The 18,015-nt window shown below is 68.6% G+C and carries 14 protein-coding genes; 10 read left to right on the plus strand and 4 right to left on the minus strand.

The genetic code is table 11. From position 1 onward, the window contains the following. Window positions 1-321: 321 nt before the first annotated feature. Window positions 322-705, minus strand: coding sequence for an SDR family oxidoreductase (locus AC2YHJ_RS15250; RefSeq protein ID WP_487397060.1), 384 nt, complete (start codon window positions 703-705; stop codon window positions 322-324). 85 nt (window positions 706-790) lie between these two features. Here AC2YHJ_RS15250 and AC2YHJ_RS15255 point away from each other — a divergent pair, with 85 nt between their 5' ends. Then, window positions 791-1,870 (plus strand): malate/lactate/ureidoglycolate dehydrogenase, encoded by a 1,080-nt coding sequence (locus AC2YHJ_RS15255; RefSeq protein ID WP_487396935.1) that lies wholly within the window; start codon window positions 791-793, stop codon window positions 1,868-1,870. 1 nt (window position 1,871) lies between these two features. Here AC2YHJ_RS15255 and AC2YHJ_RS15260 read toward each other — a convergent pair whose 3' ends face one another. Beyond that, complete coding sequence (locus tag AC2YHJ_RS15260; protein WP_487396936.1) at window positions 1,872-3,698, minus strand: ABC transporter ATP-binding protein/permease; 1,827 nt, start codon at window positions 3,696-3,698, stop codon at window positions 1,872-1,874. Beyond that, complete coding sequence (locus AC2YHJ_RS15265; RefSeq protein WP_487396937.1) at window positions 3,695-4,537, minus strand: NAD(P)-dependent oxidoreductase; 843 nt, start codon at window positions 4,535-4,537, stop codon at window positions 3,695-3,697. Before AC2YHJ_RS15265 ends, AC2YHJ_RS15260 begins: the two co-directional genes overlap by 4 nt. 225 nt (window positions 4,538-4,762) lie before the next feature. Here AC2YHJ_RS15265 and AC2YHJ_RS15270 point away from each other — a divergent pair, with 225 nt between their 5' ends. The 8 genes from AC2YHJ_RS15270 (at window position 4,763) to AC2YHJ_RS15305 (ending at window position 14,181) form a co-directional block, all read left to right on the plus strand. After that, window positions 4,763-5,662 (plus strand): TauD/TfdA dioxygenase family protein, encoded by a 900-nt coding sequence (locus AC2YHJ_RS15270; protein WP_487396938.1) that lies wholly within the window; start codon window positions 4,763-4,765, stop codon window positions 5,660-5,662. Further along, entirely contained in the window at window positions 5,662-6,447 is a 786-nt protein-coding gene (locus AC2YHJ_RS15275) for a fumarylacetoacetate hydrolase family protein (RefSeq protein WP_487396939.1), read from the plus strand. The genes AC2YHJ_RS15270 and AC2YHJ_RS15275 overlap by 1 nt, the downstream gene beginning before the upstream one ends. Window positions 6,448-6,451: 4 nt before the next feature. Then, window positions 6,452-7,534, plus strand: a complete 1,083-nt coding sequence (locus AC2YHJ_RS15280; RefSeq protein ID WP_487396940.1) for an Ldh family oxidoreductase — start codon at window positions 6,452-6,454, stop codon at window positions 7,532-7,534. A gap of 29 nt (window positions 7,535-7,563) precedes the next feature. Next, window positions 7,564-9,135, plus strand: a complete 1,572-nt coding sequence (locus tag AC2YHJ_RS15285; protein ID WP_487396941.1) for an ABC transporter substrate-binding protein — start codon at window positions 7,564-7,566, stop codon at window positions 9,133-9,135. Between the two features lie 214 nt (window positions 9,136-9,349). Further along, window positions 9,350-10,540 (plus strand): hypothetical protein, encoded by a 1,191-nt coding sequence (locus tag AC2YHJ_RS15290; RefSeq protein ID WP_487396942.1) that lies wholly within the window; start codon window positions 9,350-9,352, stop codon window positions 10,538-10,540. Continuing rightward, on the plus strand, window positions 10,533-11,477 hold the full coding sequence (locus AC2YHJ_RS15295; RefSeq protein WP_487396943.1) for a DUF6384 family protein: 945 nt from the start codon (window positions 10,533-10,535) through the stop codon (window positions 11,475-11,477). Before AC2YHJ_RS15290 ends, AC2YHJ_RS15295 begins: the two co-directional genes overlap by 8 nt. Then, entirely contained in the window at window positions 11,474-13,030 is a 1,557-nt protein-coding gene (locus AC2YHJ_RS15300) for a coiled-coil domain-containing protein (protein WP_487396944.1), read from the plus strand. The genes AC2YHJ_RS15295 and AC2YHJ_RS15300 overlap by 4 nt, the downstream gene beginning before the upstream one ends. Before the next feature lie 110 nt (window positions 13,031-13,140). Further along, a complete protein-coding gene (locus AC2YHJ_RS15305) occupies window positions 13,141-14,181 on the plus strand; it encodes an amino acid ABC transporter substrate-binding protein (RefSeq protein WP_487396945.1) in 1,041 nt (346 codons plus the stop codon). A 530-nt stretch (window positions 14,182-14,711) separates the two neighbouring features. Here the strand turns inward: AC2YHJ_RS15305 and AC2YHJ_RS15310 are convergent. After that, window positions 14,712-15,140: a hypothetical protein gene (locus AC2YHJ_RS15310; protein ID WP_487396946.1), complete on the minus strand. Its 429-nt coding sequence runs from the start codon at window positions 15,138-15,140 to the stop codon at window positions 14,712-14,714. A 149-nt stretch (window positions 15,141-15,289) separates the two neighbouring features. Here AC2YHJ_RS15310 and AC2YHJ_RS15315 point away from each other — a divergent pair, with 149 nt between their 5' ends. Beyond that, complete coding sequence (locus AC2YHJ_RS15315) at window positions 15,290-18,001, plus strand: Orn/Lys/Arg family decarboxylase (protein ID WP_487396947.1); 2,712 nt, start codon at window positions 15,290-15,292, stop codon at window positions 17,999-18,001. Window positions 18,002-18,015: the final 14 nt, after the last annotated feature.

An 18,015-nucleotide genomic window follows, 5' to 3' on the forward strand; every position in this document is an offset into this window, starting at 1 on the left:
GGGAGACGGCGGTTAGCTTGCTTCGGGCCTCGAAGCCGCGCTACCGGGGCTGGGCTTGAAGCCATCCGTGTCGGGCAGCCCGCGACACGATCGATGCTACCGGGGACAACACGGCCGCCCTCCGCACCAATGCAATGGGGCCTGCGACGGTGACCACGCAATGCGCAGCCCGGGCACCTCGCTGACCCCGGTCTTGGACGATCACGTCTTCGGCGGACGCAAAGATGCGCACCATCTTGAAACAGCCACACCGAATCCGCCGTGCGTCCATGGGCCGAACCAAACTCCCCGGAGAATGGACGCGCAAAGGGGACTTCCCGATCACCTCCGCGCGCGCGTCGACGCTCCGTCACGCCGGTTGATGTGCCCCCCACCATCGGCATCGAGAACGGTCCCGGTGATATGCACCGCCTCGGCTGAACATAGCCACATCACCCCTGCGGCGAAGTCCGCCGGCGTCCCCATGCTGCCCAGCAGTGAACGCGGGCGGATCGCATCGGCATAGCCGGGCGGCATCACGACCGCTGCGCTGCCCTCCGCGAACCCCAGCCGAACGCTGTTCACGCGGACGCCACTCGATCCGAGTTCCGAGGCGCCGCCGCGCGTCAGATACTCAAATGCGCATCCGGGCGCGCCATTGCCCCGGATGACCTCGGCCGCAGTGGAGGTCACACTCTCGATCGCCCCACGCCCGGGCTGCACCATCGCCACGCCGAAGCGGAGTCTTCCGCCTCGGCAAAAGAGGATATAGGGGAAGTTCACTCCCCGCGCCTTCTCCGGAACACGCCCCATGGACATGCACCACATCCCCGTCGACGCGCTGACATCCCTGGTCCGCGACGTCTTCATCGCCGCCGGCTGCGACACGGCCGAGTCCGGCCGCATCGCGACGCATCTCGTCGGCGCCAACCTGGCCGGCCATGACAGCCATGGCGTGGTGCGCGTGCCGCGCTATGTCGAGTGGCTCGAAGCCGGCTTCATCGTGAAGGGCCAGGATGCGGAGGTCGTCACCGATGGCGGTTCCTTCGCGGTGCTCGACGGCAAATGGGGCTTCGGCCAGACGGTCGCACCGCAGGCGGTGGCGCTCGGCATCGAGCGCGCACGGCAGAACGGCGTCTGCATCACCGCGCTGCGCAATGCCGGGCATATCGGCCGCGTCGGCGACTATGCCGAGCAGGCAATCGCCGCCGGGCTGATCTCCATCCACTTCGTCAACGTAGCGGGCAGCGTGCTGGTGGCACCCTTCGGAGGGGTGGAGCGGCGCTTCTCGACCAACCCGGTCGCGATCGGCGTGCCGCTGCCGGGCCGGCCGCTGGTGCTCGACTTCGCGACCTCGCTGGTCGCCGAGGGCAAGGTGCTGGTCGCCTCCTCCGGCGGCAAGAAGCTGCCCGAGGGCGCACTGATCGAACCCGATGGCAGGCTGTCCACTGACCCGCACACGCTGTACGGACCCTATGACGCGGTCGGGCCGCGTAACCCATCGAACGGCCAGGGCGCGATCCGCGCCTTCGGTGAGCACAAGGGCTCGGGCCTCGCCTTCATGTGCGAGATGCTGGCGGGCTGCCTGACGGCTGGCGGCACATCGGGGCCGGTCAACGAACGCGGGCGCATCGCCAACGGCATGTTGTCGATCTTCCTCTCGCCGAAGCATTTCGGCACGCAGGCGGAATTCGAGCGCATGGGTCTCGTCTATGCCGACTGGATCAGCGCGACCCGCCCGGCCAACCCGGCCGAGCCCGTGCTGCTGCCCGGCGAGCCCGAAGCGCAGCGCCGCGCCGACCGCACGGCACATGGCGTGCCGCTGCCGGCCGAGACCTGGTCCAACATCCTGGCCACCGCGACGCGGCTCGGGGTGAAGAGCCCGCTCTGACCTACCAGGTCTGCCGCTGCTCGTAGCCGCGGCTCAGCCAATCCACCACCGGCAGCGGCCGGCGCCTGGGGCGCTGCGCCGCCGCCTTGCGACGGGCATGGATCTCGCGCAGCAGCACCTCGCCGTCCGGCAGGCGGCGCAGCGTGAGTCGCCGCGTGAAGGCTTCCGCAGGCCCGGGATGGCGCCCGATCACGAGCAGCCCGGCCTGCGGCAGTTCGCGGCTGAGCAACCGGATCATCGCATCAGCCTCAGCCGCTTCGAAGGAGGATGTGGTCTCGCCCAGCAGTATCCAGCGCGGCCGGTGCAGCAGCAGTCTCGCGACGGCCACGCGCTGCAGGTCCGTGCCGCCGAAGTTGCCCGCCCAGTCCGACATTTCGTCGAGCCGCCGCGACAGGCCGTTGAGGCCGGCAGCGATCAACGCTCGCTCAATGGCCTCGGCTGGATAGATGGCGGGATCCTCCGGGAAGGTCAGCGCATCGTGCAGCCGGCCAGGCGGCAGGTGTGGGCGTTCGCCCACCGTTGCGATTGCTTCCTCGGGCGGCAGTTCCACCACGCCCTGGCCCCAGGGCCAGATGCCGGCGAGCACCCGGAACAGCGCCTGAGCGGCCTCAGTGTCGCCATCGACCAGTACGCGCTCGCCCGCTGCGACATGCAGCGACATGTCGCTGAGTAACGCCGTGCCATCGGGCAGCGCGACGCACAGACCGCGTGCGCCGAGGCCCCGACCCGGCGCGCGGTCGAGCGCGATCGCATCCGCCCCCTGCCGCGCGGCTTCCGCCGCGACGATGCGCACACCTTCCTCGAGGGAGAGGACACGCTCCACCGAAGCACGCCATTCGGCGATGCGCGCGAGGTTGTCGACCGGCCAGGACAGCGCCGCGGTCACCTGCTGGAAGGCCTGCGCCGTCTGCATCAACGCGCCGAGCGTGATGCTGCCGGCGATGAAACGCGGCGTGGCGACCAGGATGGGAAAGACCGGAGCGAGGGTCAGGTAACCCGCGGAGAAGCCCGTCAGCCGCGAAAGCCCCTGGGTCTGCGCCGCCCAGGCCGGTGCGATCGTGTCGAACAGCGCGGAGAGGCGTGCGCGTTCATGCCCTTCGCCTCGGGCCAGGGCGATCGGTTCGGCGGATTCACGGGCGCGCACCAGACCGAAGCGGAAATCGGCTTCCCGGGTCTGGCGCAGATCCGTCGCGACGACCAGCGGGCGGCCCAGCATGAAGGCGAGGGTCGAACCCATCGCGGCGTAGGCGATCGACAGCGCCACGAGATGTCCCGGGATCGACACGCCCAGCACCGTGACCCAGCCGGACAGGCTCCACAGCACGCCGATGAAGGAAATGAGCAGCAGCGTCGCATAGAGCAGCGTATGAGCGAGATCGACGGCATATTCGGTGGCGATGCGGATGTCCTCCGCGATGCGGCCATCGGGGTTGTCATGATCCCCCGGGATCTGTGCGACCTGGTACTGGCGTGCGTCCACCATCCAGTCGCCAACGACGCGGCGCGTCAGCCAGGCGCGCCAGGCGAGGTTGACGCGCCGCCGCGCCACCATGTGGAAGGCGTTGGCAAGCACGGCGCCGGCGACGATCAGCGCGAAGATGCCGATCTGCACCAGGAAGCGGTCCATCGAGCGCCGTTCCAGCGCATCGAACAGGTCCGCGCTCCACAGGTTCAGCCGGATCGCCAGCGCCACCTGCGCGGCGCACAGCAGCACGATCGCCGCCGTCCAAAGCCGTGCCTGCCAGCGCTGCGCGCCATCGAGCCAGAACGGCCCCGCGAGGCGCAGGAAGTCACGGAAGAAGGAGCGCGTATTCGCTGCCTCGGTCACGACCCGCTCAGGAAGGCGCGGAGGGCCGCGACCTCCTCCTCGCTGCCCGGGTCAGCCAGGCGTTCATAGAACCCCGCGGCGCCCTGATAGATGGCGGCGGCCGCGGCGTCGTCCTGGGTGAAATCCGAGATCTCCTCCATCTCACCGGCCCAGCGATACGCCTTGCCGTACATGCCAGGCACCATGCGGGCGAACCATGCGGCCAACGCGGGCTGGCTCGCCGCGAGTTCGGCGCGCAACGCATCGGCCGCGCCAGCGCGCGTCGCCGCCAGCATCATCGCCGAACCGATCGCCACCAGCCCCTTGGTGATCCCGGCATAGGACATCTTGAGCGCGGAGGCCGCACCGATCGGCCCCTCGACGACACGCAGGTCGATGCCGCAGCCGGCGAGCAACACGGCAAGGCCCACCGCCTCGGGGCCGGAGGCGTAGATCACCGGGCCGGCATAGCCCTCCCGCGGTGGGCCGCCGATGATCCCCGCATCGGCGACGCGCAGGCCGTAGGTGCCAAGCAGCGACGCGATGCGCCGCATGGTCTCGGGACTGACCGCGTTGCAGTCCACATAGAGCGGGGGCCTCGGCGCCGCCGCGAAGATCGGCGCGAGGCGTTCCGCCGTCGCGAGCGCCTGGGACGGCGGCAGGATGGACAGGAAGGCGTCGGCTTCCGCCAGCGCAGCTTCCGGCACCGCCTCCATGCCCGCCTGGGCAGCGCGGGCGGCGCTGGCGGCGCTGCGGCCGTCCACACAGGTCAGCACCCGCACGCCATGCGCCGACAACCGTGCCGCGACGCCGGCCCCCATGGCTCCTTGCGCGACGATCGCAATCACTGGCTTGCCCATCGCTCTCTCCTGCGGCCCGATCGGTGGCGCAGCGTGGACTTGTCGCGTGACCCTGCCAATCCCGCGTGGATTTGCCGCGGCATGGATGCGGGACTAGCCTCATCTCACCGGGGCCGGGACGCTCCGGAGGGAAGGACATGTCCGCTGGCTTTGCATGCCCCGCGACGCGGCGGCACGCGGCAGGCTGCATCCGCCTTCCCGCTGCGGCAGGAAAGGAAGACCGGCATGCCCACCATCCGACCCAGCGGCGGCGCGCTTGGCGCCAGTGTCACCGGCATCGACCTCTCGCGCCCAATGAGCGCGGCGGATTTCGCGACGATCATGCGCGCGCTGGGCGAGCATGGCGTGCTGTGCTTTCCGGACCAGTTGCTGGAGCCGGCGGCGCTGCGTGATTTCTCGCTGCGCTTCGGATCCATCCAGACCTCGCTGTCCGGCAAGTTCCAGGATCCGGAGATCCCGGAGGTCGGCATCCTGTCGAACATCGTCGAGGACGGTAAGCCGATCGGCCTGGGCGATGCGGGGCAGGACTGGCACACCGACATGTCCTATCGCGACACGATGGGGTTCGTGAACGTGCTGAACGCACACAAGGTGCCGCGGCGCGATGGCCGCGTGCTGGGATCGACCGTCTTCGCCAACATGCACGCAGCCTATGACGCACTCGATCCTGCGCTGAAGGAGCGGTTGGAGAACGCCACCGCGACGCATGACTTCAACAAGTTCTGGGACATGATGGTCAAGCGCGGCACGGCCGGCCGCAAGCCGCTCACGCCCGAGGAGCGCGCCAAGCGGCCGCCCTCCGTGCATCCGGTGTTCCTCACGCATCCGATCACCGGGAAGAAGGTGCTCTACTGCAATCCCGGCTACGCCATCCGCATCAACGAGTTGGATGAGGCCGAGAGCGACCGCGTACTGGAGGCGCTGTTCGAGCATCAGCTCCAGCCCCGCTTCCTGCATACCCATACATGGACGGAACGCGACCTGCTGATCTGGGACAATATCGGAACGCTGCACAACGCCATTCCAGACTACGGGCCCAATGAGCATCGCCTGATGAAGCGCTGCCAGGTGATGGCCGACAAGGTGTTCCAGACGGACTTCATCGCCGGGGCGCTGGCCGCCTGATGCGCTGGATCCGCTTCACGGCCGAAGGCCGCACCGCCTATGGCATCCTGGAAGGGGACCGCATCGCCGAAGTCGCGGGCGACCCCTTCCGTGGCTACGAATCCACGCCGCGCCGCCACGACCTCGCCGCCGTGAAGATCGAGGTACCCGTCATCCCGCCGACTTTCTATGCGGCGGGGTTGAACTACGTCGAGCACGTCAAGGAAGGTGCGGCACGGCGTGGCGAGACGCCCAACATCCCCGCCAAGCCCGACATGGGATATCGCGCCGCCAATGCGCTGATCGCCCATGGCGAGACCGTCGTCATCCCCGCCGATGCGACCGAGAAGGTCCACTATGAAGGCGAGATCGTTGCCGTGGTAGGCAAGAAGGCGAAGAACCTCACCGAGGAGAACGCGCTGTCCTGCCTGCTCGGCTGGACCATCGGCAACGATGTCAGCGAACGCACCTGGCAGAAGGCCGACCGCACCTTCTGGCGATCCAAGAACACCGACACCTTCAAGCCGATGGGCCCCTGGATCGAGACCGATCTCGACCTCGACGCCGCGGAGACCATCGTGCGACGGAACGGCGAGATCACCACGCGCTTCGCCACCAACCACATGCTGTTCGGCGTCGCGACGTTCATCGCCACCATGACGCGCAACATCACGCTGCATCCCGGCGACGTGATCTGGATGGGCACGGATGGCGTCTCGCCCGACCTCAAGCACGGCGATGTGGTGGATATCGAGATCACCGGCATCGGCCATCTGACCAACCCTTTCATCCGCGAAGGCGCCTGACCCCGTGAATGTTCCGCATGAGCGCGTCCGCGCGCAGATCGAGGCCATCCTGCAATCCTGGGGCATGGCCCCCGACCTGCTCGCCACCACCGTCGAGGCGATGATCGAGACCGACCTGCTCGGCGTGGACAGTCACGGCATTTCGATGCTGATGACCTATGAGAAGCGTGTGAAGGATGGCTCGCTGAAACTGCAGGCGAAGCCGAGGATCGAGAAGCAGACGGCCTGCACCGCGCTGGTCGATGGTGGGGCCGGGCTCGGCCATCCGGTCTCGGCCTTCGGCATGAACCTCGCGGTGGACAAGGCGAAGGAAGCGGGCGTCGGCATCGTCGGCGTGCGCAACTCGCATCATTTCGGCGCGGCGGGTGTGTATGCGCGCATCGCGGCGCGGCGGGGCGCGATCGGCATGGTCACCTCGGCGACCCGCGGCGTGACCATGGTGCCGACGCGCGGCGCCGCACCCGTGCTCGGCACCAACCCGCTCGCCTTCGCCGCACCCGCCAAGCGGCACCCGCCCTTCGTGCTGGACATGGCGACGACGACGACGGCGGCGGGCAAGGTGAAGGTCTATGACCTGAACGACCGGCAACTTCCCTCGGGCTGGGTGCTGGACGCCAAGGGGCAGCCGGTCACCGATCCGAAGCAGGGTTTCGACATCGTGTTCAACCAACCGCAAGGCGGACTCTCGCCGCTGGGCGGCTCGCCGGAGATGGCGAGTGCCAAGGGCTACGGCCTCGCGATGATGGTGCACATCCTCGGCGGCACGCTGGTCGGCTCGTCCTTCTCGCCGATCCGCAACCGCACGCAGAAGCCGGGCGACCCGGACGATATCGGCCACTTCTTCATGGCGATCGACCCCGCCGCCTTCCGCGCGCCGGGCGATTTCGAGAACGACCTCGACAGCGTCATCGACGTGATGCACGCGACGCCCGCCGCCGACCCGTCCAAGCCCGTGCTGGTCGCCGGCGACCCCGAGGAAGCCGAGCGCCAGCGCCGCCTGCGCGACGGCATCCCCATTCCGGCCAGCCTCGACGCGCTGATCCGCGGCATCTGCGAAAGGTCGGGCGCCGCCTATCTGCTGACCTGAGGCGAACTACAACAGGGAGGAGCGCGACCATGAACAAGGCCCTGATGGCCGCCACCGCCGGCATCGCCCTCGCGGCCGGTGTGGCGCAAGCGCAGACGCTGCGCATGGGTGTGGGCGCGCAGATCACCTCGACCGATCCGCATTTCCACAACATCTCCCCCAACAACGCCTTCGCCTCCATGGTCTTCGACAACCTGATCGAGACCGACGATCGCGCGCGGCCGGTGCCAGGCCTTGCGGAATCCTGGCGCCCGGTCGGCGAGGATGTCTGGGAATTCCGCCTGCGCCGCGGCGTGCGCTTCCACAACGGGTCGGAGTTCACCGCCGAGGATGTCGCCTTCACCCTGGAACGCATCCCGCAGGTGGTGAACAGCCCGGGATCCTTCCGCACTTACACCCAGGCGATCCGCGGCGTGGAAATCGTCGACTCCCACACCCTGCGCTTCCGCACCAACGGCCCCGCGCCGGTGCTGCCGAACGACATCGCCATGGTCCCGATGCTCGATCGCGAGACGCATCAGGGTGCGACGACCGAAGATTTCAACACCGGCCGCGTTACCATCGGCACCGGCCCCTATCGTATGACCATGCACCGCCCCGGCGACCGCATCGAGTTGCAGCGCAACGACGCCTATTGGGGCGGGCGGCCGACCTGGCAGGCCATCGACTACCGCATGATCACCAATGATGCCGCACGCACCGCCGCACTGCTCGCGGGCGATGTGGACTTCATCGATCAGGTGCCGACCACCGACACCGAACGTCTGCGGCGCACGCCGCGCATCGGCCTCAGCGAAATCGACAGCATGCGCTTCATCTACGTCGCGATGGACCACATGCGCACCGGGCCGACGCCTTTCGTGTCGGATAATGACGGCCGCCCACTCGACCGCAACCCGATGAAGGACATCCGCGTGCGCCGCGCGCTCTCGCTCGCCATCGACCGCGCGGCGATCGTCTCGCGCGTGATGGAAGGGGCGGCGACGGCCTCGGTGCAGGTCATGCCGCCCGGTTCCTTCGGCTTCGCCCCGGATCTCGAGGTCCCGCGCGCGGACCCCGAGGCGGCGCGCCGCCTGCTGGCCGAGGCTGGCTACCCCAACGGCTTCCGCCTGACGCTGCATGGCCCGAACGACCGCTATCCGAACGACGCCCGCATCGTTCAGGCGGTCGGGCAGATGTGGACGCGCATCGGCGTGCGCACGCAGGTGGAGGTCGCACCCTTCGCGACCTTCATCGCCCGCGCCTCGCGCCAGGAATTCTCGGCCTTCCTCGTCTCCTGGGGCACCTCGACCGGTGAACCGCTGGCGGGGCTGCGCTCCGTCGCCGCTACCTACAGCCGCGAACGCGGAACCGGCGCGGTCAATCGCGGCCGCTATTCGAACCCGGCCTTCGATGCCGCGCTGGACGCGGCGAGCCGCGAGCTCGACGATCCGCGGCGGGAGGCGCTGCTGCAGGACGCGACGCGCATCCTGATCAATGACTACGGCATCATCTCGACGCATCTGCAGAAGAATATCTGGGCGATGCGCCAGGGCGTCGAGCATACCCCTCGCGTCGATGAACGCACCCGTGCGCAGGATGTCCGGCCCGCTTCCCGCTGACCGGGTGCCGCGCCGTCACGGAAACGCCATCCGGCGGGGTCGCCCCGCAGGCGATATGACCGGCTGACTCCCGGCACCCGGCCGCGCTATGACTGCGCCGCGACCCGGTGTGGCTGGCGTGCGGAAGCGCGCGAACCGCTCCGGGACCCTTGTTTGAGCGAGCATTCCCGCCCATCCAGGCGGGATCTGCTCCAACGTCAGGAGACCGGACAGGATGAGCGAGACCGCCGTCACCGTGCAGCCCATGCGCTACCTCGACAAGGCGATGGGCGCGCTGCGCGACCTGGGCCTGCCGCTGCCGACCGCCGCGGCCGAGGAAAGCCCGATCACCGGACTGCTGTCCAAGATCATGGAGGTGGACCAGGACCGGGTAACGCTGATCGCCCGCGTGCTGAACCAGGCCACGACCTTCAACGAGGTGGTTCGCGAACAGATCAAGGCGATGGAGGTCGGAGAGCGCTACCAGACCATCACCAACGCCTTCAACTCGATCCGCGACGATGCGAAAGGCATGGTCGCGCAGATGGAGGACGGCAAGATCTCCACCATGGAGCGGCTGTCCAACATCTGGCAGAAGGCGACGCGCGGCGACATCGCCTCCCGCTTCGACACGATCCGGGACACCTATCTCCAGGTGTCGAAGGACACCAAGGAGAACATCGACCGCGAGCATGCGATCCTGGAAGCCTATCGCGACTTCCGTGGTGCGCTGAAGCAGGCCGAGGTGCTGGCGCTCGAAGTGCTCAAGACCGGCGAGGGCCGGCTCAACGTCGCCAAGGCCGCGACCGATGCGGCGGTGAAGGCGGCCGAGGCGGCGGCCACCATGGAACCGGCCGAACGCGCGAAGCTGGAACTCGCCCGTGACGAGGCGCTGCGCGTGCTGCAGGCCGAAGACGGCAAGTACCAGATCGCCAAGGACCTCGCCGACAACCTGACCGTCTCCTACAACACCTCCGAGGTCATCATGGCCCGGCTGGTGCAGACCACGACGGCGAAGGAACGCGTGTACCAGCAATCGGTCTCCTTCTTCTCGACCAACGAAGCGGTGCTGACCGCGCTGACGGCCTCCTTCACCGGCATGCACGGGCTGCATGAGAGCACCCGCGCTCTGGAGAGCATGAAGTCCGGCGTGAACCAGTCGCTCGAAGTGCTCGCCGAGATCGGCGGCAAGGTGCAGGAAGCCGCGTTGAAGGCCGGCTACGGCCCGACCATCCAGGCGGATGCTGTGAAGAAGCTGGTCGAATCCGTGGTGAACTACCAGGAACGCTCGCTCGAGATCATCGACGAGATGCGGACCTCGGCGACGCAGAACAGCGAGGAGATCCGGCGTTCGGTCGAGGACGCGAAGCAGCGGATGGCGAAGCTGACGCAGCGCGCCTCCTCGGTCGTAGCCGCGAATGCCTGAGCCCGCCGCGGCTTCAGCCGCGCCCGCGCTCGACGAGACGATGCTCGCGATGGACGTGGTGGACACGATCCGCCACGCCGATCGCCTGGTCGAGCGCGAGTTGAGCGGCGAGGACCGCCAGCAGCGCCTGCGCGAACGCCTGCGCGAGATCTACAAGTCCCAGGGCATCGAGGTCGCCGACCACGTCCTCGACCAGGGCATCGCCGCGCTGGAGGAAAGGCGCTTCGCCTATGATCCGAAGGGCGAAGGGTGGAAGCGCAGCCTCGCGACCGCCTGGGCGACGCGCAGCCGCTGGGGCCGCTTCGCCCTCGCGGGTCTCGGCGTGCTGGTGGTCGGCTGGGGCGCATACTACTTCACCGTCGCCGTGCCGCGTGCGCGGGAAGCGGCGGCCGTCACGCAGGAACTCGAAACCGGCCTCCCGCGCGCGCTGCGCGCCGAGCACGACCGTGTCCTGGCCGGCACGCAGGACCCAGCGGCGCGGGCCGATGCCGCGCGGCTGCTGGCGGAAGGCGAGGCCGCGGCCCGCGCCGGGAACCTGACCGAAGCGCGTGCGCGCCGCGTCGCGCTGAACAACCTCGCGGCAAGGCTCGCCGCCGCCTACAGCGTGCGCATCGTCAACCGGCCCGGCGAGCCTTCCGCCGTCTGGCGCGTGCCGGCCGCCAACCCGCGCGCGCGCAACTACTACCTGATCGTCGAGGCGCTGGACCGCGACGGTCGTCCCGTCGAAGTGCCGATCACCAGCGAGGAGGACGGCCGCACCGCCCGCGTCTCCCGCTGGGGGCTGCGCGTGCCCGAGGCCGAGTTCGAGCGTGTCCGCCGCGACAAGCTCGCCGACGGCATCATCGACCAGCCGGTGATCGGCCAGAAGGTGGCGGGCAGCCTCGCCACGCAATGGACAGTCGAGACCAACGGGGGGGCCATCCTGTCGTGGCAATGAACGGCACCGCCGTCCTTCAGGAGATGGACCAGCACCTGGCGGAGGCCCAGCGCGTGGCCTCCGCCGCGCAGACCGAGGCGGACCGCCTCGCCGCCCAACGCGAAGGCCTGCGAACCGAGGAAGCGGAGGCGCTGCGCGAGCTCGCGCGGCTGCGCCTGTTGGAACTCGCCGACGGCCGCGCAGCTGTCGAGGCGCTCGACGCCGCCGGTGCGCAGGTGCGCGAGAGCCTGGCCCGCCGCGCGAGCGAACTCGACGCCGTGCAGCGTGGCGTGCTCGATGCACGCGACGCGCTGATGGCCGCGGAGGCGAAACGCGACGCCGAGGCTGCGCGCCAGCGCGCCGCGCAGGACGCCGAGGCCGCGGCGCTGAAGGCCGCCGATGCGAAGGCGGCGCAGGACCCGGACTTCCAGCGCCTGTCCAAGGCGGCCGAGGACGCCGAGCGCGTCGCCCAGCATGCCGAGCAGAAATCCGGTTTCGCCGCCCGCGATTTCGAGGACAAGGGCAAGCCGTATCGCGCCGATCCGTTGTTCACCTACCTGTGGGACCGCGGCTGGGGCACCGGGCGATACCGTGCCTTCCCGCTGGTCCGCATCATCGATGGCTGGGTCGCGCGGCTCATCGAGTTCGAGCCGGCACGCCGATCCTATGCGCTGCTGTCCGAACTGCCGGGCAGCATGACGGCGCATGCCGCACGCATGCGGGCGGATGCCGATGCCGCGGTGCGCGCCTTGGTGGACCGCCGCCGCGCCCTGGCCGGGCTGCCCGAGGGCGAGGCTCGCCCCGACACCGCCGCGCTCGATGGCGTCGAGGACGCGGTCGAAGCCGCACGCACCGCGCTGACCGAAGCCGAAGGCCGGCGCAGCGCCCTCGCCGCCGGCGAGGACGGCGCCTCCCAGCAGGCGATCCGCGCGCTGGAGGCGGCGATCGGTGCGCGGTCCCTGCGCACCCTGCGCGAGGAAGCCGCCCGCACGCCGACGCGTGACGACGATGCCATCGTCGCGCGGCTCGAGATCACTGCGGCCGAACGCGGCCGGCTGGAAAGCGCGCTGGCCGATGCCCAGGCGCAGGCAGAGGGCGCGCGGCGACGCCTGACGGAACTCCAAACCGTGCGCCAGGATATGCGCAGCCGCGGCGTGGATCGCAGCGACTGGGGCTTCGCCTCCGGCGCGCTGGTGGGCGCGCTCGTCACCGAGCTGCTGCGCGGCGCGCTGTCCCGCGACGGCTTCTGGGATCGCATGGAACGCCAGCGCATGCCCGACCAGATGCCCGGCACGAGCCAGCCCGGCCCCTGGGGCAAGCCGCTGCCGGGGCCCTGGGGCCGGCCGGCGCCGGGGCCGTGGTCAACCAAGGATGCGCCACCGTCCGGTGGCTGGTGGGATGACGACGCTTCACCCTATTGGGGGAAGGGCAAGGGCAAGTCGCAGCGCGACGGTGGCTGGGGCGCCGGCCCCGGTGGCGGCTGGGGCCGGGGCGGCGGTTCCGCCGACGGCGGCTTCACCACCGGCGGCAGCAGCGATTCGGGCGGCGGGTTCCGCACCGGCGGATCCGTCTGACGGGGACGGACCTCACGACGCCTTGTCCTCCCACGGTCGTCGGGCGACCATGCCGGCGAGGAGGCGCGAAGAACGCCTCCGCGCTTCGACTGACGGGATGACGAGACACCATGACAATCCTCCGGAAGGCCGGTTTCGCGGCCACAATCGCTCTGTTCGGCGCCCTCGCGCCGGAGGCAGCCTTCGCCCAGGGCGCGCAGCCCGGCCCGACCCTCGCCGCGGTGCGCGCCAAGGGCATGCTCGATTGCAGCGCGAACCAGGGCTCGCCAGGCTTCGGCGTGCCGGACAGCCGTGGTGAGCAGCGTGGCCTCGACCCCGATATCTGCCGCGCCATCGCCGCCGCCGTGCTGGGCGATGCGTCCCGCGTGCGCTGGCACGTGCTGACCAGCCAGGCGCGCATCCCCGCACTGCAATCCGGCCAGGTCGACATCGTCGCGCGCACCTTCACCTGGACCCATTCGCGGGAGGTGAATGCCGGGCTGCAATTCGGCCCGACCGTCTTCTACGACGGGCAGGGCTTCATCGTGCGCCGCGTCACCGGCGTGACGCGCGCCGCGCAGCTGGACGGTGCCACGGTCTGCGCCACGGCGGGCTCGACGAATGAGCTCAATCTCGCCGACTGGGCGCGCACCAACAACATCCGCGTCCAGCCGCTGGTCTTCGAGAGCAACGAGGATACCCGCAAGGCCTATACCGCCGGGCGCTGCGACGCCTACACGCTTGACGCCAGCCAGCTCGCGGCGTTCCGCACCAGCCTGCCCGCCGGCGAGCACATCATCCTGCCTGACATCATCAGCAAGGAACCGCTGACGCCGGCCGTTCGCAAGGGCGACCCGCAATGGTACGACATCATGCGCTGGACCATCTACGCGCTGATCCTCGCGGAAGAACTCGGCATCACCCAGGCCAATGTGGATCAGATGCTCACCAGCCCGAATCCAGAGATCCGCCGCCTGCTCGGCGAGGCCGGGGACACCGGGCCGGCCATGGGGCTCGACCGCCGCTGGGCCTACAACGCCATCAAGGCCGTCGGGAACTACGGCGAGATCTTCGACAGGCACCTGGGGCCGGAGACGCCGATCGGGCTCGATCGCGGGCTGAACCGGCTGTGGAACCAGGGCGGGCTGATGTACGCGCCGCCCATGCGTTGATCGATACGCCCTGGAGGGGCCTTGGCCCCTGTGTCCCCCTTTACCGAACTTGAAGCCATAGCTTTGAGGGCGCCGGCGGCGGCGTCCTGACGCAAGTCTGCGCCGCCGACCCGGAGCATTTCCGTCAGGTGCCCGACGAGTTGGATCTCGGGGGGGCGTCCGGCCCCTGACCGGGGCCGATGATGGCCCCGGCACGGCGTCTGGCACCTCGACCAACTGACGGCCACCCCTCAGGCACCATCCCACGAAAGCCCGTCGGAAGCCCTGGCAAAGGGACGCCGGCGCCTCGCTGGAGGCAGCGGTCACCACGTCGAACCAGACACCCGACCCCAGCGGAGGGTGAAATTCGATATCAAATTCTCACTCAATCCTCTTCTATTGCAGATCACACCGATCACAGCCCTTCGAATGTGCAAGGGGCGTCGGGAGGGACGGCAGTGCGTAGCAGGGCGCCCTTCGGCACCGGCACCCATCGCCCGGCGACGCCGCCGCGCTGCGCGCGCGGCCCCTCGGCCGATCCCGCTGCGGCGCTAACGGGCGGGTGCGCGGGTCAGCACATAGGACCCTTCACGCGGCCGGGCCGTCGTGGCGGAGAAGGTGCAGTTCAGTCTCTGCACGGGAACCTCGCCGGCCGGAACGCACACGTCGCTGCGCGAGAAGTACCGGGCGCGCAGGACGATCGCACCGTCGCGAAACGCCTCGAACGCGATGGCGCGGCGTGGATCATGCGGCCGATCAACATCCACGCGGCCATCCGGCGCTATGGTCATGGCCAGCACAAGGGTGTCTTGCCTTTGGTCGGGGTTCACCCAGCGGCCCGCCAAACTCGCGAGCGAACCCACAGCGGGTGCGGTCGGCGCGAGGGGCGCCGGAGGCGGTGGCGCTTCCATCGGCGCAGCGCAGCCGACGATCGCGCCGGCGATCAGTGTGACGGCACCTCGGGCCAGGATGCTTTTCATGCTCACGTTCCTCCTCAAGGTCCCGGCCTTCTTGATTGCGACCTACATTAGATGATTATCTTGCTAAATATCAAGAATCTTGTTCTATTTATTACAATTTCCATTAGTTCTTTGCAATATATCTCCACAAGAGGATTGGGAGCGACGCTATGACCGATGCACACGGCCGCATTGACCAGTTCCTGCTCCTGCACTCGGCGCGCGCCGACAGGTGGCGCGACCTGACGACCCGTGCCGCGGATTGGGCCCGCGGCAAGGCCGACCGGTCGGACGTCGAGGCGGCCCTCACCGCCATGGCGCCGCTCGAGGAGTTCCACGCCTATCCCGGTGCCAAGCTGATCGGCGCGCTGCGCGAACGTATCTCGGGCGATGACGGCGCTGGCACCGTGGCCCTGACGCGACGCGTGTCCAATGCACTGCTGACGCGCGCCTACCGCGAACGGCCCGGCGAATGGGACGTGCATGACGAGATGCCCGCGGGCGAGGTCGCCGATATCATGCCGCCCGCCCTGGGCGAGCGGGACGCGCGTCGGCCGTATTTCGAGGTTCTCTACGTCACCTCCCAGCCCGCCTCGCGCTGGCCTGCCATGGCTGCCGAGATCCGCCGCCTGCGACGGGCCGAGGACGCCTTCGTCTACGAAGCGGTCCTCGTCGGCTCCTTCGAGGACGCCTTCTGCGCTGCGGCGATGAACACCTCCATCGCCGCGGTGGTAATGGCCGAAGGTTTCCCCTTCCGCTCGCGGCACGATGCGCCTGCGTTGCGCGAAGTGCTGGAGCCGCTGGGTGAGCCCGAGCGGCCCGAGGACACCGCGCTGATGCTGGCCGCCGCATTGAAGCGCATCCGGCCGGAGCTCGACGTCTATCTGCTCTCGGACCGCGATGTGGAAGCACTCGCCGGCGACCCGGCAGCAGACTGCATCCGGCGCATCTTCTATTCGGTCGAGGAACCGCTCGAGCAGCACCTCGCCGTGCTGGAGGGTGTCCAGGCGCGCTACGAGACGCCCTTTTTCGACAACCTCAAGAAATACGCGACGCGGCCGATCGGGACCTTCCATGCGCTGCCGATCGCGCGCGGCAAGTCGGTGTTCAAATCCGACTGGATCCGCGACATGGGCGAGTTCTATGGCATCAACCTGTTCCTTGCGGAGAGCAGCGCGACAACAGGCGGGCTCGACAGCCTGCTGGAGCCCACGGGCAACATCAAGAAGGCGCAGGAGATGGCTGCGCGCGCCTTCGGTGCCGACCACGTCTTCTTCGTCACCAACGGCACCAGCACGTCGAACAAGATGGCAGTCCAGGCACTGACCGCGCCCGGCGACGTCGTTATCGTCGACCGCAACTGCCACAAGTCGCACCACTACGGCATGGTGCTGACCGGCGCGCAGCCACTCTATGTCGAAGCCTTCCCGATGACGGAATATTCGATGTACGGCGCGGTGCCGCTCGCCACGATCAAGAAGGCCATGCTGGCGCTGCGGGCGGAAGGCCGGCTCGATCGGCTGAAGATGCTGGACCTGACCAACTGCACCTTCGACGGCCACATGTACAACACGCGCCGGGTGATGGAGGAATGCCTCGCCATCAAGCCGGACCTGGTCTTCCTGTGGGACGAGGCCTGGTCCGGCTTCGCGCGCTTTTCCCCCTTCCTGCGGCCGCGCACCGCGATGGGTGCGGCCGGCGACCTCGAGACCTGGTTGCGCGACCCGGCTTCGGTCGCCGCTTACGAGAAGCAGGCCGCGGAGCTTGGCGACGATGCGTCCGACGAGACGCTGCTTGCCACGCGGCTGATCCCCGATCCAAGGAAGGTGCGCTTGCGCGTCTACCAGACCAATTCGACGCACAAGTCGATGTCGGCGATCCGCCAAGGCTCGATGCTGCTGGTGAAGGATGTGGATTTCCACACCGTCGAAGCGCAGTTCCACGAGGCGGTTTTCACCCATGCCTCGACCAGTCCGAACCAGCAACTCATCGCCTCGCTGGACGTGGCGCGGCGGCAGATGGAGCTTGAAGGCTACGGCCTGGTGATGAATGCCATCGAGATCGCGCTGAAGATCCGCGTCGCGGTCAACTCGCATCCGCTGATCTCGAAATACTTCCGCGTCCTCGGTGCCGACGAGATGATCCCCGCGGTCTACCGGCAGTCCGGCTTCGAGGACTACACGCGGCCCGGCAACAACTGGGCCGATGCGGTCAGGGCGATGCGGGAGGATGAGTTCTACCTCGACCCCACGCGCATGACCCTGGTCTGCGGCACCGCCGGCTTCGACGGCACGCAGTTCAAGGGCTTGCTGGCAAGCAAATACAGTATCCAACTCAACAAGACCTCACGCAATTCGGTACTGCTGCAATCCAACATCAACAACACGCGTAGCGACGTTGCGCATCTGATCCGCGTGCTGGTCGAGATCTGCCACGGGATCGAGAAGCGGCTTTCGGATGGCGGCGTCGATGCGCGCAGCGCCTTTGCCGCCCGCGTGAAGTCGCTGATGACGGATGTTCCCGATCTGCCGAACTTCAGCCATTTCCACGATGCCTTCCGCGGGGACGCTGGACGCACCACCCCGGAAGGCGACATGCGGACCGGCTTCTTTGCCGCCTATCACCCCGAGCTTTGCGAATACGTCCCGCTTTTTGGCGCCGAATGCGATCGGCGGCTGAAGGAGGGGCCGGAGATGGTCTCCGCCAACTTCGTCATCCCGTACCCGCCGGGCTTCCCGATCATGGTGCCCGGCCAGGTGATCACGCAGGAGACGATCGACTTCATGCGCAAGCTCGATGTGAAGGAGATCCACGGCTACGAGAAGGACAAGGGCCTCAAGCTGCTGAAGCCAGACGCCATAGCCGCACGCGGCAAGCGCTGAGACGGAGGGGATCG

Source organism: Roseomonas sp. SRI_022, from assembly GCF_057586215.1.

Coding starts and splice junctions, on each gene's coding strand:
- AC2YHJ_RS15285 (WP_487396941.1), top strand. CDS start 7,564: ATGAACAAGGCCCTGATGGCCGCCACCGCCGGCATCGCCCTCGCGGCC.
- AC2YHJ_RS15255 (WP_487396935.1), top strand. CDS start 791: ATGGACATGCACCACATCCCCGTCGACGCGCTGACATCCCTGGTCCGC.
- AC2YHJ_RS15310 (WP_487396946.1), bottom strand. CDS start 15,140: ATGAAAAGCATCCTGGCCCGAGGTGCCGTCACACTGATCGCCGGCGCG.
- AC2YHJ_RS15270 (WP_487396938.1), top strand. CDS start 4,763: ATGCCCACCATCCGACCCAGCGGCGGCGCGCTTGGCGCCAGTGTCACC.
- AC2YHJ_RS15250 (WP_487397060.1), bottom strand. CDS start 705: ATGGTGCAGCCCGGGCGTGGGGCGATCGAGAGTGTGACCTCCACTGCG.
- AC2YHJ_RS15300 (WP_487396944.1), top strand. CDS start 11,474: ATGAACGGCACCGCCGTCCTTCAGGAGATGGACCAGCACCTGGCGGAG.
- AC2YHJ_RS15305 (WP_487396945.1), top strand. CDS start 13,141: ATGACAATCCTCCGGAAGGCCGGTTTCGCGGCCACAATCGCTCTGTTC.
- AC2YHJ_RS15275 (WP_487396939.1), top strand. CDS start 5,662: ATGCGCTGGATCCGCTTCACGGCCGAAGGCCGCACCGCCTATGGCATC.
- AC2YHJ_RS15295 (WP_487396943.1), top strand. CDS start 10,533: ATGCCTGAGCCCGCCGCGGCTTCAGCCGCGCCCGCGCTCGACGAGACG.
- AC2YHJ_RS15265 (WP_487396937.1), bottom strand. CDS start 4,537: ATGGGCAAGCCAGTGATTGCGATCGTCGCGCAAGGAGCCATGGGGGCC.
- AC2YHJ_RS15315 (WP_487396947.1), top strand. CDS start 15,290: ATGACCGATGCACACGGCCGCATTGACCAGTTCCTGCTCCTGCACTCG.
- AC2YHJ_RS15290 (WP_487396942.1), top strand. CDS start 9,350: ATGAGCGAGACCGCCGTCACCGTGCAGCCCATGCGCTACCTCGACAAG.